This is a genomic window from Algoriphagus terrigena DSM 22685, from assembly GCF_000429445.1.
Taxonomy (GTDB): Bacteria; Bacteroidota; Bacteroidia; order Cytophagales; family Cyclobacteriaceae; genus Algoriphagus; species Algoriphagus terrigena.
Genome location: NZ_AUBW01000005.1, coordinates 1 through 13386 on the forward strand (window position 1 = coordinate 1; position 13386 = coordinate 13386).

General features: G+C 45.6%; 15 protein-coding genes and 1 pseudogene. 8 read left to right on the forward strand and 8 right to left on the reverse strand.

The window, feature by feature from the left end; genetic code table 11:
• A partial coding sequence (locus tag G459_RS26735) for an integrase core domain-containing protein (RefSeq protein WP_035455166.1) occupies positions 1-219 on the forward strand: 219 nt, incomplete at its 5' end.
• Positions 220-314: 95 nt separating this feature from the next.
• A complete protein-coding gene (locus G459_RS29775; protein ID WP_157373270.1) occupies positions 315-455 on the forward strand; it encodes a hypothetical protein in 141 nt (46 codons plus the stop codon).
• A 554-nt stretch (positions 456-1009) separates the two neighbouring features.
• Here G459_RS29775 and G459_RS0104075 read toward each other — a convergent pair.
• Positions 1010-1918, reverse strand: coding sequence for a helix-turn-helix domain-containing protein (locus G459_RS0104075; RefSeq protein WP_026966502.1), 909 nt, complete (start codon positions 1916-1918; stop codon positions 1010-1012).
• A gap of 430 nt (positions 1919-2348) precedes the next feature.
• On the opposite strand from G459_RS0104075, the pseudogene G459_RS26740 reads away from it, so the two are divergent.
• Positions 2349-3229, forward strand: a pseudogene (locus tag G459_RS26740) (aldo/keto reductase).
• 152 nt (positions 3230-3381) lie between these two features.
• Here the strand turns inward: G459_RS26740 and G459_RS26745 are convergent.
• A complete protein-coding gene (locus G459_RS26745; RefSeq protein ID WP_051315057.1) occupies positions 3382-4200 on the reverse strand; it encodes an AraC family transcriptional regulator in 819 nt (272 codons plus the stop codon).
• 207 nt (positions 4201-4407) lie between these two features.
• Between G459_RS26745 and G459_RS26750 the strand changes: the two genes are divergently transcribed.
• On the forward strand, positions 4408-5637 hold the full coding sequence (locus tag G459_RS26750; RefSeq protein ID WP_245588122.1) for an aldo/keto reductase: 1230 nt from the start codon (positions 4408-4410) through the stop codon (positions 5635-5637).
• A 12-nt stretch (positions 5638-5649) separates the two neighbouring features.
• The gene (locus tag G459_RS0104095; protein ID WP_026966503.1) at positions 5650-6168 is read left to right on the forward strand and encodes a nuclear transport factor 2 family protein; all 519 of its coding nucleotides are present in this window, start codon (positions 5650-5652) and stop codon (positions 6166-6168) included.
• A 133-nt stretch (positions 6169-6301) separates the two neighbouring features.
• On the opposite strand, the gene G459_RS0104100 is transcribed toward G459_RS0104095, so the two are convergent.
• From G459_RS0104100 to G459_RS0104120, 6 genes are all read right to left on the reverse strand, one after another.
• On the reverse strand, positions 6302-6778 hold the full coding sequence (locus tag G459_RS0104100) for a (R)-mandelonitrile lyase (RefSeq protein WP_026966504.1): 477 nt from the start codon (positions 6776-6778) through the stop codon (positions 6302-6304).
• A gap of 11 nt (positions 6779-6789) precedes the next feature.
• Positions 6790-7884 (reverse strand): alpha/beta hydrolase, encoded by a 1095-nt coding sequence (locus G459_RS0104105; protein ID WP_026966505.1) that lies wholly within the window; start codon positions 7882-7884, stop codon positions 6790-6792.
• Between the two features lie 18 nt (positions 7885-7902).
• On the reverse strand, positions 7903-8349 hold the full coding sequence (locus G459_RS30350) for a carboxymuconolactone decarboxylase family protein (RefSeq protein WP_245588123.1): 447 nt from the start codon (positions 8347-8349) through the stop codon (positions 7903-7905).
• Positions 8350-8421: 72 nt separating this feature from the next.
• Positions 8422-8844: a hypothetical protein gene (locus G459_RS30355; RefSeq protein WP_245588124.1), complete on the reverse strand. Its 423-nt coding sequence runs from the start codon at positions 8842-8844 to the stop codon at positions 8422-8424.
• Between the two features lie 266 nt (positions 8845-9110).
• Complete coding sequence (locus tag G459_RS0104115; protein WP_026966506.1) at positions 9111-9818, reverse strand: LytR/AlgR family response regulator transcription factor; 708 nt, start codon at positions 9816-9818, stop codon at positions 9111-9113.
• The gene (locus tag G459_RS0104120) at positions 9815-10813 is read right to left on the reverse strand and encodes a sensor histidine kinase (RefSeq protein ID WP_026966507.1); all 999 of its coding nucleotides are present in this window, start codon (positions 10811-10813) and stop codon (positions 9815-9817) included. The genes G459_RS0104115 and G459_RS0104120 overlap by 4 nt, the downstream gene beginning before the upstream one ends.
• A 390-nt stretch (positions 10814-11203) precedes the next feature.
• Between G459_RS0104120 and G459_RS0104125 the strand changes: the two genes are divergently transcribed.
• From G459_RS0104125 to G459_RS0104135, 3 genes are all read left to right on the forward strand, one after another.
• A complete protein-coding gene (locus G459_RS0104125; RefSeq protein WP_026966508.1) occupies positions 11204-12325 on the forward strand; it encodes an alpha/beta hydrolase in 1122 nt (373 codons plus the stop codon).
• A gap of 28 nt (positions 12326-12353) precedes the next feature.
• On the forward strand, positions 12354-12803 hold the full coding sequence (locus G459_RS0104130; protein ID WP_026966509.1) for a nuclear transport factor 2 family protein: 450 nt from the start codon (positions 12354-12356) through the stop codon (positions 12801-12803).
• Between the two features lie 99 nt (positions 12804-12902).
• On the forward strand, positions 12903-13349 hold the full coding sequence (locus G459_RS0104135; RefSeq protein WP_026966510.1) for a nuclear transport factor 2 family protein: 447 nt from the start codon (positions 12903-12905) through the stop codon (positions 13347-13349).
• The last annotated feature ends 37 nt before the right edge of the window (positions 13350-13386 follow it).

The following is a 13386-nucleotide window of genomic DNA, read 5'->3' on the forward strand; positions in this document are numbered from 1 at the left end:
AATGGAATTATCAAAGGAGAATACCTGGATTGCTATGAAGTAAATTCCATACAAGAGGCAAACGAGTTGCTTTCCCACGTTGTCAACCTCTACAACCAAGAACGACCTCATATGAGTATAGGAAACAAAACACCTGAGGAAATCCACCAAACCAATCAAAAAACAGATCGGTTGTGGAAAAACTACTATGCCAAAAATCGTACACTTGTAAACCTATAAAAGGACGAACCAAAAACAGTCAATCAGTATCAGGATTTAAACTATAACCTGTAAACTGTTTTTAGGACGAGTCACAGCCAAACACCGGTGCGCTCGTGAGGGTTAACTCGGATGGCACTTTCACCATCCTCCTCGACGGCCTTAATCAGCCGAGCTCCATGGAGCTCATAGGAAACACCGCTTATGTGGTCAGTCTGTTCGGCGAGGTCACGACAATTGAAAACATCACGCCCTAATGGCGAGTCAAATTGATTTTAACAATAATTTAAACTGCTTCAGCATACTACTTGAAAACAATTCTTGCTTCTAAAAGCATCCCCAACCAGCGCGGAAGTTTACCAGTCAACGCTAAACGCAGTGACGGTACGCTTCCGCGCAATTTCGTAAGAACGCAAAAAAGTCTTGAAAATACATCAGGAAGAATCAACTATTTAGTTGATAAAAATGGCTTGATCTGTTTTGATTGCTACGGCCTGAAAGCGCCGGATTATCTATCCCAAATACTAACCGATCTGAGCTTCGGAAATTTAAATTCAGTTGAATCGTTTCGGATTTCAGTCTCGAACAATTCGTACGGTACGAGGGGAACGACGTGTACGAGTGAATCATCTCCCGTTTTCTTTTTGCTGTTTAAGGAGTTTCCCATGACGCGCTCAACCCAACAATTTCAGTGACTTGAAATTCTTAAATTGTTTAGGCAATGAAGGATTGTAAACAAATAAGATAGGAAAAACCCCAAGCCCACGGGGCCTGGGCTTTCTTGTTAAACAATCTATCTATGTGAGTTCTTTTAAAGCGATGGCCCTTTTCTAAATTGGGTAGGATTGAGATTTAGCTGTTTTTTGAAGAAATTATTGAAATGGGTCACCTCGTTGAAGCCTAAGGAAAAGGCCACTTCGGAGATGCTCCAGGAGCTATGCTTCAAGAGGACCTTGGACTCTTGGAGAATCCTTTCGGAAATAAGCTGGGTGGTGGTTTTTTGAGTCACCGCCTTGACCGCACGGTTGAGGTGATTGACATGGACATTCAGCTGATCTGCAAAATCCGATGCAGAACGAAGGCCAATGCTAGTGTGATTTTCATCGATGGGAAACTGCCGCTCCAGCAATTCTGAAAACAGCGCAGCAATCCGCTGGGAGGCGTTGACGTGTTGTTTTTCGACCAATCCGGCAGGCTGCATCTTCAGGCCTAAATGGATCAGTTCAAAAATCAGATTGCGGATCAGGTCCAGCTTGTATTTATAATCGGAATTGAACTCGTTTTCCATTTTTCCGAATATCTCTCTGACCTCTTTAGCCTGCGGGTCGGTTAATTCAAACAGATGGATTCCTTGGGGTTGGAACACCTCGTACTCTTGAAACTGTCCAAACTGATGAAAAAGCTGGGGATTGAAGATGCAGTAAACTCCCTCTCTGATCCGGTCCAAATGCTCCCATTTATAGGGAATCATGGGATTGGAAAAGGAAAGAGCCTGGTTTTTGACTTCGTAAATCCTGTCAGCGTAGTGCACCTTGCTACCGCCTTTGACCAGCATGATCTTATAAAAATCACGGCGTTTGTAAGGGATCATGGTTGGTTTCCCTTCAACCAATGGCTCCAGACGAAACAGGTTGAAATGGCCGATTTCGCTGCCAAAACTCCCAGGCACACTTTCAAACTTTCGACAGTAAAACTCCTCCAGGCTTTCCGGCTTTTCCATAATTTACTTCCACTCGGGGAATTAGACTATTCTATTTTACAAAAATCCCCAATCTCTATTTTAGAAAGTAACAGGAATCAAATCAAAACTTACAGATTTCAAACAGTTTGGGAGTCCTCAAAGCACCTACGTTTTTCAAACCAAAAAAGAACTCTAAACTCGACCAAAAACGTGGATTCACCCCGGCCTTTGCACTAGTTTCTTTCACGCAATTGTTTGATTTTCATAAAGCATTGTTTGAAAAGAGTTAATTAATCTTGTTTGAAGTACTCAATTTTGTAAGACGTAACACACCAAGTGAATTCAAACAAAACCTACAGAAATCATGCAGACCAGAAAACTCGGAAACACCGGACTTGAAGTATCAGCCCTGGGCTTGGGCTGTATGGGAATGAGCTTTGGCTATGGTCCTCCAGCCGATAAAAACGAAATGATCGCTTTGATAAGGAAAGCGGTAGAATTGGGTGTTACTTTTTTTGACACCGCGGAAGTCTATGGGCCCTTTATCAACGAGGAATTGGTCGGTGAAGCCTTGGATCCTTTCAAAGGTAAAGTCGTGATCGCTACCAAATTCGGTTTTGCCCCGGATAAGGAAGGCCGTTGGAGTCAGCTTGACAGCCGACCGGAACATATCAAACTAGCAGTAGAAGGATCACTGAAGCGATTGAAGGTCGAATCAATTGACCTATTATACCAACATCGGGTAGATCCCAATGTACCTATTGAGGAAGTGGCCGGTGCGGTAAAGGACCTGATCCGGGAAGGGAAAGTGAAACACTTTGGGCTCTCTGAAGCCGGGGTAAAAACCATCCGGCGTGCTCATGCGGTGCAGCCAGTAGCTGCTTTGCAAAGCGAGTATTCCCTCTGGTGGAGAGAACGGAAGAGATTATTCCTACTTTGGAGGAACTGGGAATCGGTTTTGTCCCTTTCAGTCCTTTGGGAAAGGGATTCCTCACCGGAAAGATGGACGAAAAGACTGATTTTGCCCCGACGGATTTCAGAAATACCGTTCCCCGGTTTGCAGCAGAGGCCAGAAAAGCCAATCTGGAATTGGTTCATCAGCTGGAAATCCTGGCGGATGCCCAACGGGCAACCACGGCGCAGATCGCTCTAGCCTGGATCCTGGCTCAAAAACCTTGGATCGTTCCAATTCCGGGCACGACGAAGTTGCACCGATTGGAGGAAAATCTAGAAAGCACATCCGTCCAGCTTTCGACGAATGACCTGGCAATCGTTGATCAAGTTCTGGCTCAGTTGGACATCGTCGGAAAACGCTATTCTGAAGCTTCGCAGAAAATGATAGATCGTTAATCACACTACTAATTCACTGACTCCCGATACTCCTTTGGTGAAATTCCCACATGCTGCTTAAAAAGTCCGGGGAAATATTTAAAATACTTGGATCCCGAGCTATAGGCAATTTGCCGAGTGATTTTTCGGATCGTGGACTCCGAGCAAATGAATTACCCTTCCATCCGTTGTCGGTATTCTGAAGGGCTGACTCCTAAAGTCTTTTTCACATACCTGCTAAAGAATGATTGACTCGAAAAGTGCAATGTATCCGCGATTTCAGTGAAACTAAGATTGGGGGTTTTTAAAAGGATGATGAGTCTTTGGACGGTATAGTTTTGAATCCATTCAGACGATGTTTTTCCACTGGCTTTTTTGCAGACCTCCGTCAGGTACTTAGGTGTGATGGCGAGCAAACCGCTGTAAAACTCCACCTCCCGATGTTCCAGACAATGCCTTTGGACCAATTGTAAAAAGCGCTCAAAGAGAGAGCTTTTTTCTGTGCTGTTGAATCGTTTATCCATCTGATCAGCGAAAAGGTTCCACATCTCCATTACAAAGATTTGAAGCTGAAGGTTGACGATTTCAGTTCTAAAACGATGTGTCCGGCCTTCAAACTTCTCTTTGATTGAACTGAAATTTTGGCGGCATTTCTCGAAGTCAGGATCATTCAAGGCCATCACTGGATGTTCCTTGGAAAATAAAAATCCTTTGATAGCCCAGCCTATATCCGGATTGTTTTTACTCATCAAATCGAAGGAAACAAAAAGATACGTTGCCTTGAAGTCAGGTGAAAACATCACCCCATCGACCAGGCTGGCAGGAAGCCAGATCACCAAGTCATTTTTTTGGATTTGATACATTTTTCCTTCCAACTGGAATTGTCCGACTCCCTCATCGCAAAGAATATGAGTGAAATAATCATTAGAAAAATCACTCAGCCTAAGGTCTTTACTCAATTCTCCTGCCACCACGATGTCCATGTCTTCCATAATTCATCAATCAATCTTTTGCCAGCTCAACATACACGATATGTGGCAAACTTCCATTCCAAAAATGACACCTATTGGTAGTTCGAATTCATCTTAGTTAAAATTACCGTCATATGTGAAAGCATTACCGAAATATATGTCAGAGTAGTTGAAAAGGTGGTAGGTAGCTTTGTATCAGTAAGTTGAATATCCAAAAACATCCACGTCATGGAATCACAAAAACATCTTTTGGATCGCAGAGATTTTCTATCCAAATCCACGCAGGCTGCCTTCATCGCATTTAGCTCCGGCTCACTGCTTTCTGCTTCGATTTCTTTGGCTCAGGCAAAATCCCCGGAAAATAATCTCCTTAATACAACTGGTAAAGTGCAGGAATTTTCCTTGGGGAAAAGAAAGCTGGGATCGCTTGAAGTAAGCGAAATGGGCTTTGGTTGCATGAACATTGCCTGGGCTTATGGCAATCCACCAAGTAAGTCTGATTCGATCAAATTGATCCAAAGCGCTTATGAAGCGGGGCACCGGTTTTTCGATACCGCAGAGATATATGGCCCCCATACCAGTGAGCGCATTGTTGGTGAAGCTTTAAAGTCCTATCGGAATGACGTAGTCATTGCTTCCAAGATCGGTTTCGACATCGACTTCGAAACCGGCCAAATGAAAGGTGGCCTTAACAGCCAGCCCGCCCATATCAAACAGGCAGTGGACTATATGCTAAAACGACTGCAAACTGACCACATCGATTTATTGTATCAGCATCGAGTTGATCCAACAGTCCGAATTGAAGATGTAGCCGGAACAATGGCTGAATTGATCCAGGCTGGCAAAATCCGCCACTATGGACTTTCAGAAGCGGGAGAAGCCACTATACGCAGAGCACATGCTGAGCATCCTGTCACGGCTGTCCAAAACGAATATTCCTTTTGGACACGGGATCCCGAGGCTGAAGTGATTCCTACCTGTGAAGAATTGGGGATTGGATTCGTTCCCTGGAGTTCTCTCGGAATGGGATACCTGACTGGAAAAGTCACTCCAACGTACAATTTTGCAGCAGGAGACATTCGCAAATCGCTCAATTTCCCAAGGTTCACCGAAGAGGCATTGGTTAAAAACCGTAAGATCGTGGATTTGCTCCAACTGGTGGGAGAACGGTATCAGGCCAGTCCAGGGAAGATCGCTTTGGCATGGCAACTTGCCAAAAAACCATTCATTGTTCCGATACCGGGTACACGGCTCATTCCCCACATGCAGGAAAACATCGGAGCTGCAAACGTAAAACTTTCAGCTGCTGATTTGAATGAACTGGAAAATGGATTTACATCCATTGGAGTCTTTGGAGATCGTGCACCTGCACAGTTAAAAGAAGCACATGATATCGGTACCAGTTTGGGTACTTCTTCGAAAGGAACCCACGGAAAAACACCTTTACGTCAAAAATAAATTTCGCTAAATATGAAAAAACTAATCTCATTATTCGCTTTGCTCTTTGCAGTCAACAATTTAAATGCACAAACCATGGAAAAATCGCTTGAACAACGTCTTGCAGAAATCGAGGACAAAATGGCCATTAAATATGTGGTGGACCGATTTTCAAACTTGGCAGACACCAAAGAAATCGAAGAGCAGGTTCTACTCTTCACAGAAGATGGAGTCGTGGAATCTATTTCCAATGGCAATCAATCTTCGAAGTTGGTAGGCCGTCAGCAATTGAAAGAGGTGTTTTCTGGATTTTTGGCTGAATTCCATACTGTCTATCATCACAACGGTCAACAGACTATCGATTTACAGGGAGACAAGGCATCGGCAACTTCTTATTGCCATGTTATCCTCGTCGGAGAGCAAGAGGGGAAAACCATGAAAACAACCCTCTACACCATTTACAAGGATGAGTTTGTCAAGCAGAACGGTCAATGGCTGATCAAGCACCGAACTTCCAATTTTGTGTGGAGAGAAGTTGAGGAGGTGAACTAATTCTGATTCTTGGGCACCAAGGTCTGTAAGGAAACAGACCTTGGTGCGAAGCGGATTGCAAATCTTACGATTTGTAGTTCAAGTTTCCGTCACCAATTCGCTGAAAATCTTAAGCGGGTTAATTTCTGATAGGTTAACGATTATACTCTTCATCGGTCACTTCTTCCAACCAGACCGTTTCACCCTTTTCCCGTCCTGTGATCGCCACCTGCACAAAGGCGATGTCCACACTGGCCCCATGCCAATGAGGGACATTTGGCGGGCATTTTACAGTATCTCCTTTGCGAAGTGTCCTCTTGGACTGTCCTTTTTCCTGATAGTAACCAACACCATCAGTTACCAACAGTATTTGCCCTGCCGGATGGCTATGCCATTTAGTTCGCGCTCCTGGCTCAAAGGTCACATTGCCCACAGATACAGAATTGAGGCTGTCCGCGTCAACAAGCATCTGCAAGTAGGCGGTTCCTGTAAAATTGGTGTTGGTGATTTTCTCTCCCTGCGGAAAGACTAGTACGCTATGCTGATTTGATTCTTCCTTTTTAGGGTCGCTGTTACAAGCCGTGAAAAAGACAAGCGCCAGCGGCAAAATATATGTAAGGGAATACTTCATGGTTCCAAATTTTAAAGGTTGGTTTTATAAAATTCACTCAGTTTTTCTACAGCCTGCGATACATATACCGGATTCCAATAGGTCTGTATATGTGTAGCTCCTTCAATCAGGAACAGTTCCTTGTCTTTCGCATTGACCGCTTTGGCAAATGCTTCATCGGTCATATATTTTGTGTCTGCTTTGCTTCCCGCCATCATGAGCAAAGGCTGATCGATTAATTCAATCTGGTCGGTAGCATCCCAAGTCATTAAATCCATTAGGCTACTCGTGGTGTATAGAAAGGTGGAATTGGGATGGGCGTGGGTTCTGTAATAGTATTCGTAGCCTTCCCGGTACAAGTCGGTTGGAGTATTCGCGATTTCTTCATCCGTTATGCTTGCCACACCTGAATAAAGGGGCTTACCGCCAGTTTCTATGCGAGCATCTTCCTCAACTTTACCTCCTTCAGCTTCCTGAGCCCGGGCATCGGAAGCTTGTTTTAAGCGTTCCTGAATGGTATTCATTTGAGAATTTTGGAAACCATTTCTCCTTACCTCACCGGAATTGAACATACTCAGGGTAGCAACCGCTTTAAAGCGTTTGTCCGATTGGGCTGCCTTTAGGGTATAGCCACCGCCACCACAAATACCCAATACACCTAAGCGGTTGGCATCAACACCCGGATATTGGGTGATAAAATCTGCCGCTCCGTGTAAATCTTCAGTCCGGTTTTGCGGCTTGTCCGTATGACGGGGTTCTCCGCCACTTGCTCCCTGATAGGCAGCGTCAAAGGCAATAGTGATATAGCCAGCCTCAGCCAAACGTTGCGCATAAAGTCCCGCTGTCTGCTCCTTTATACCGCCGTTAGGGTGTGCCACCACTACTGCCGGATACGTTTTTGAAGCATCGTAATTGGCGGGTGTGTACACATTGGCTGCGATTTCGATCCCGTTGAGTTTATAGGTAACAGGATGGATGTTAACCTTTCCTTTTTCATTCCTGGTAATCGCTCCCTCATAGACCAATGTCCATGGATTGGACTCATACTTCTTTTGGTTTGATTGTGCAGTTGCCATAGTTATCACTGTGAATGCTGTCAATACAATTGCTAATGCTAATTTTTTCATCGTTAAATACTTTAAATTTTACTGTTTGCTTTTTAGCACTTCCTCCAAAACTATTTGCGCAGCTCTCGCTTCATTCTCTCCAATCGATGCTTGAATAAGCTCTATGAACTGCTTTAGCTGGTTGGGACTCAAGCCTACATTGAGGCAGATGTTTAAATGAGAGCGCAGCATCGGCTCGACTCCTCCGATACTGCTCAGTACCGATACAGTGATCAGCTCCCTTTCAGCATAGGTTAACACATCACGCTCAAAGATATCTGCGAAGAGATGCTCTTTGAGAAACACCTCAATCTCAGGCGCAAATGCTGCATATCCGGTCTTGGCGCCTGTTTCGGGTAAGCCTGTCAGTTCCTCCAATACTGCTTTACCCCTGTCATATTTGCTACCCTCCTTATCGATGGGCGATGCTGCTGCACCCATTTCGTCAGTGATGCCTTGAGCTTTCCGCTCATCCAATACTGTCATGAAAGTCTGCAATCCCCGAAGGCTCCGTGGAAATCCGGCATAAGCGTAAAGGTGAATCAGAGTTTCTTTGATCTAGTTTACAGTCACGTCCGCATCCAAGCCTGCATTGAGTTCATCTTGCAATTTTCCCAAATCACCCCTTGCAGTCACTGCAGCAATCCTAACAATAGCCTGTTGCTTGCTGTCTAATGTTTGCTTTTCGCCTGTTTGGGCATTCACGTTTGCCGTAACCAGCATGGTAAGCATAAACAGTATCGGTGCTAAGAATTTATCCATCATCAGTTTCATTTTGTTAAATACTAAACCGGTCCCTCTGCATCGATAGTCAGTTAGGGCTTTGTTTCCAAGACCAATCGGGCAGGGTGCCGAATGTGGTTTTAAAGTGCTTTTTTTTAAATCAACAGCCAAGTCCCAAGGATCATCCTGGACTCCCTTCCGATTGGCCGATACGATTTCGTTGCTGTCTCGATTATTGTACAGACCCTGATGGGTCATAGACGCTTAGTCTATTATTCAGGAACTTTCCTGAGCTGTGAATTTGCGGATCCAAAGTTGTGAACTGTGGCTGTCAAGGATGACTCGATCGCGTTTCCGTCCTGTCGGCACAGACAACTGCTATATCCTCTCCTTCACAAAAGGGTAAAGCGCGCCGGACAGAACCGCCTTTCCGGTTTTACCGAAATTAACCAAGAAGACTTAGCGCCCTGAGGCGTATCCGAATGAAGCTTTGATATTCATAATCATCTCTTTTAAGGCAGTTTCTACAACAACTTTCTGTCGCCCAGTTTCTTAAAAAACTCGTCGCGATAGTTCCTGCTGATCGAGTATAACTCCTTTCCAATCAAAACTTCGTTGGACTGGACTTCATCGATATGCCGCATATTGATGATAAAGGAGCGGTGAATCCGGACAAACTCGCCTGGCAAGGCATTGGCAATGCTGGTCAGCGAGACCAGCGACATCACTTTCCTGGTCGCTGTGATGATCTTGATATATTCCCGCTGTGCTTCGATAGCCTGGATTTCCGAAAACAAAAACTTCACTATCCGGGTATCGGTCTTGATAAAGAAGTAATCAACCTTTTCGGCAGGTGGATCCGACCCCACTTGGACAGAAAGGTAGTCGATAGCCTTGTCCACGGCTTTCTTGAACCGCTCATAGGAAACGGGCTTCATCAGGTAGTCGATCACATCCAGCTCATAGCCCTTCAGCGCATAGTCCTCGTAAGCCGTCACAAAGATGGTCAGTGGCTTTTCCGGAAGTTCATTCAGCAAATCCACTCCCGTCATCAGTGGCATCCGGATATCAAGAAAGAGGATATCCACGGGAAACTCCTGCAAAAACCGTAAAGCCTCGGCACCGTTGCTGCATACTCCGGCCAGCTCCAGACTGGGAGTTTTGGAGACGTAGTCTGAGAGCAGCTTTCTGGCTGGCGGCTCGTCATCAACGATGAGACAGCGGTAGGTCATTGCAGATCGATGGTTAATTTAACTTCAAAAGAGGTTGGGTTTTGCTCTAACGCCAAGGTATGCTTATCGGGATAGATCAAATTCAGTCTTTTGCGGACATTGCTCAGTCCCACTCCACTTTCCTCCTCGGCAGTCTTGCGGGCATTGATGATGTCATTCTTGATGTGAAAATAAAGCTGATCGTCGGCGTCGACAGTGATCGCAACTGTGATCGCCCCATCGATGGTATTGCCGTGTTTGAACGCGTTTTCCAGAAAGACCAGAAAGATCAAATGGGCAACTCGATGCCGGTCTTTGATTCCCGTATGGGTGAAAACTATCTTCGGCTTTTCATCCAATTTCAGTCTCCAGAGTTCGATGAAGTTTCCCATAAAAGCGATCTCCCTGGCCAGAGACACAAACTTTCCCTGGTCCTCATAGAGCATGTGGCGCATCATCTCGGACAACTTCATGATCGCCGGAGCAGTATTATTGTCTTTGAAATACGCCATCGAATAGATGTTGTTCAGCGTATTAAACAAGAAATGAGGGCTGAGCTGCAGCTTCAGAAACTTGAGTTCGGAAGCCAACTGGCTGTTCCGGAGTTCGATCTCATTCCGTTGGGCAGAGATCAGGTTCACAATAAACCAGATCACGGTAGAGCTCAGATAAAATCCGATCGCCGGCACTGATCTTATGAAATAGGTGTAGGAAACAGACCGATGCGAGATTCCCTGTATGTGCACCCTGAACAATACCACCAAGACGATCAAAGCAATGGACAACAGGATATACTGGCCATATTTCCCCTTGCCATAAACCTGGGGCAGCAGCCAATAGTAGGTAAGATAGGCAACTGCCGAAGATGCCAAGACATCAGAAAGTATCGCATTCCACAATTCAAAATCAGAATCGATCCAATTGCTCAGCGAGGCATACAAGATCGCGCCATAGCCTATCCAAAAAAGGATATGCAGCGCATAAAATGCCGGTCGCGATATGAATCGGGTTTTCATGTATTGATTATTGTTTTTCAATGGCTACATGGAATCTCGCATGGGCAATAATCATCCGTTTGTCTGACACTTGAGTAATGCTCGATTTCATGCAGGAAATGTAGGACTTTTACTTACACGGGATTTTAACAATCATCGAACAGACCTCTTCAATCTACAGAAGGCAGGTTTTCTCCAATGAGAGGTAAATATCAGCCTCGGATCAAACTTTTGAAAGCCCCATCTTCCATTCGTAGATAGAATCGGTTGTTCGGGTGAAAGAACCCTGCATTCCATTGATTTCCGCCAAACGGCAGGATTATTTTTCGTCAATTAGTACTGTGGCAAAGAGTGGCAACCAAGCTGGGGCTGTTAAAATCCTTGTCGCAGAGTTATTTACCTAAACAGCGTATGACAATCAGATCTAACCCAACAAAAGTGTTTTCCAAGCTGACAGCCGGTGTTATACTTATAATACTGGCATTTAGCAGCGCATTGCCTGCCTTTGCACAAAAGCGTCCTATAATCATTGAAGATCAGGGGAGCTTTGCAGTGGGCGGAACGGTGAAAACCAGTCCCGGAGTATTTGACCCCATCAAACACGGAGCCTTCAATCCCGCCAATCAAAATCAGGAAGGACAGACCCTGCACGGAGATCACGCCTATGTATTCTATCAAATCCCGGAAAAAGCGAAAGGACTTCCTTTGGTCTTCTGGCATGGCTATGGTCAGTTTTCCAAAACATGGGAAACCACCCCTGATGGGCGCGAGGGATTTCAGAATATTTTCCTGAGAAAGAACTATCCGGTTTATATGATCGATCAGCCAAGACGCGGAAGAGCCGCACGAAGTACTGTCCCTGGAACGATCTCAGCAGCTACAGATGATCAGTTGTGGTTTGGGATTTTTCGCTTGGGAGTCGGCACGGAGTTTTATCCGGGCGTTCAGTTTCCCAAAGACGAGGCATCCCTGGATCAGTTTTACCGGCAAATGACCCCCGACACAGGTCCCATTGACATGAATGTGAATACGACCGCCGTAGCTGCTCTTTTTGAAAAGATCGGCAATGGCATTTTGGTCACCCATTCACACAGCGGCGGGCAAGGTTGGCTGACCGCACTTAAAACAGACCAGATCAAAGGAATCATCTCCTATGAGCCCGGAAGCAATTTCATATTTCCGGAAGGCAACGTCCCAGAACCCATTCCCTATGTAGGCGGAACACTGCGGGCAGTGGGCGTGCCGATGAATGAATTCAAAAAACTAACCCAGATCCCGATTATCATCTACTATGGGGACTTCATTCCATCCGAGCCTGTGGAAAATCCAGCACAGGAGCAGTGGCGGGCGGCTCTTCAGATGGCGAAAATTTGGACAAAAACAGTGAATGAAAACGGTGGGGATGTGACTCTAGTCCACCTGCCGGAAATCGGCATCAAGGGCAATACCCACTTTCCTTTTTCAGATCTAAATAATATCGAGATCGCTGATCTGATGTCGAAATGGCTGAAAGAAAAAGGCCTGGATAAATAATCAACAACAGCTACAAACTATAACAATTATGAAAAAGTACCTCCTCGTATTTACCCTGTTTCTGCTTAGCGCATCTTTCTCTTTTGCTCAGTCCGCCGCCGAGCAGGAAATTAAAAAAATCTCCATGGACAAGTGGCAGTGGATGGCTGACAAGGACATCGCCAAACTCACTCCCCTTTTCCACCCACAGGCCAAATTCGTGCACATGAGCGGCACCTGGACTACCGCCCGCGAACTGGAAATCATCGAAACGGGCAGCATCTGGTACAAAAAAGCGGATGTGAAAGATACCGCGATAGAGATCGTCGGCAATACAGCCGTGGTTTGGAATCGAATCACGCTTACTGCCAATGTAAGAGGCAGTGATGTGGTGACGGAATTTACGGTGACCGAAGTCTATCAGAAAGAAGGTTCAGACTGGAAGATGCTGGCATTGACCTTCAGCAGTGTGCGCGACACGCATGAGCTTGAGAAGTAATCCACAGCCCCGGTTAGTGTCTTCACTAACCGGAAATTGAAAAATAAAATCAAGTGAGTGAGGACACTCACTTGGGCACTCCACATAAACCAAATGACCATGAAAAATACCCTCATCACATTGCTTGTTCTGCTACTCGGAATGCAGGCAACACTCGCTCAAAACTCTCCTGAGCAACAGGAAATCATCGAGCTCTCCAAGACCAAATGGCAATGGATGGCAGACAAAGAGGCGGACAAACTCGCCGAGCTCTTTGACGACAAATCCGTCTTTGTCCACATGGGCGGCGCCTGGGGCAAGGAGCAGGAAGTCAACATCATCCGCAGCGGAGGAATCTGGTACAAGAAGGCCGACATTCATGAGGTTTCGGTACAGATCATAGACAACACCGCCATCCTGCTGAACAGAATCACACTGATCGCCGAAGTGGGCGGAAATGAAGTCACCAATCCTTTTGAAGTCACCGAAGTGTACATCAAAAAAGCGGATGGCTGGAAACTGGGCTCGCTTTCCTTCACAAAACTGATGACACCCGGCGGGCAGTAATCACACTCCTTCATGCTCCTTGGGATTTGTAATCCCA

Bases quoted from the DNA above. Each gene is read 5' to 3' on its own strand.
- G459_RS0104075 (WP_026966502.1), bottom strand. From the start codon at position 1,918: ATGGAAAAGCCGGAAAGCCTGGAGGAGTTTTACTGTCGAAAGTTTGAA.
- G459_RS26745 (WP_051315057.1), bottom strand. From the start codon at position 4,200: ATGGAAGACATGGACATCGTGGTGGCAGGAGAATTGAGTAAAGACCTT.
- G459_RS26750 (WP_245588122.1), top strand. From the start codon at position 4,408: ATGGAATCACAAAAACATCTTTTGGATCGCAGAGATTTTCTATCCAAA.
- G459_RS0104095 (WP_026966503.1), top strand. From the start codon at position 5,650: ATGAAAAAACTAATCTCATTATTCGCTTTGCTCTTTGCAGTCAACAAT.
- G459_RS0104100 (WP_026966504.1), bottom strand. From the start codon at position 6,778: ATGAAGTATTCCCTTACATATATTTTGCCGCTGGCGCTTGTCTTTTTC.
- G459_RS0104105 (WP_026966505.1), bottom strand. From the start codon at position 7,884: ATGAAAAAATTAGCATTAGCAATTGTATTGACAGCATTCACAGTGATA.
- G459_RS30350 (WP_245588123.1), bottom strand. From the start codon at position 8,349: ATGACAGTATTGGATGAGCGGAAAGCTCAAGGCATCACTGACGAAATG.
- G459_RS30355 (WP_245588124.1), bottom strand. From the start codon at position 8,844: ATGACCCATCAGGGTCTGTACAATAATCGAGACAGCAACGAAATCGTA.
- G459_RS0104115 (WP_026966506.1), bottom strand. From the start codon at position 9,818: ATGACCTACCGCTGTCTCATCGTTGATGACGAGCCGCCAGCCAGAAAG.
- G459_RS0104120 (WP_026966507.1), bottom strand. From the start codon at position 10,813: ATGAAAACCCGATTCATATCGCGACCGGCATTTTATGCGCTGCATATC.
- G459_RS0104125 (WP_026966508.1), top strand. From the start codon at position 11,204: ATGACAATCAGATCTAACCCAACAAAAGTGTTTTCCAAGCTGACAGCC.
- G459_RS0104130 (WP_026966509.1), top strand. From the start codon at position 12,354: ATGAAAAAGTACCTCCTCGTATTTACCCTGTTTCTGCTTAGCGCATCT.
- G459_RS0104135 (WP_026966510.1), top strand. From the start codon at position 12,903: ATGAAAAATACCCTCATCACATTGCTTGTTCTGCTACTCGGAATGCAG.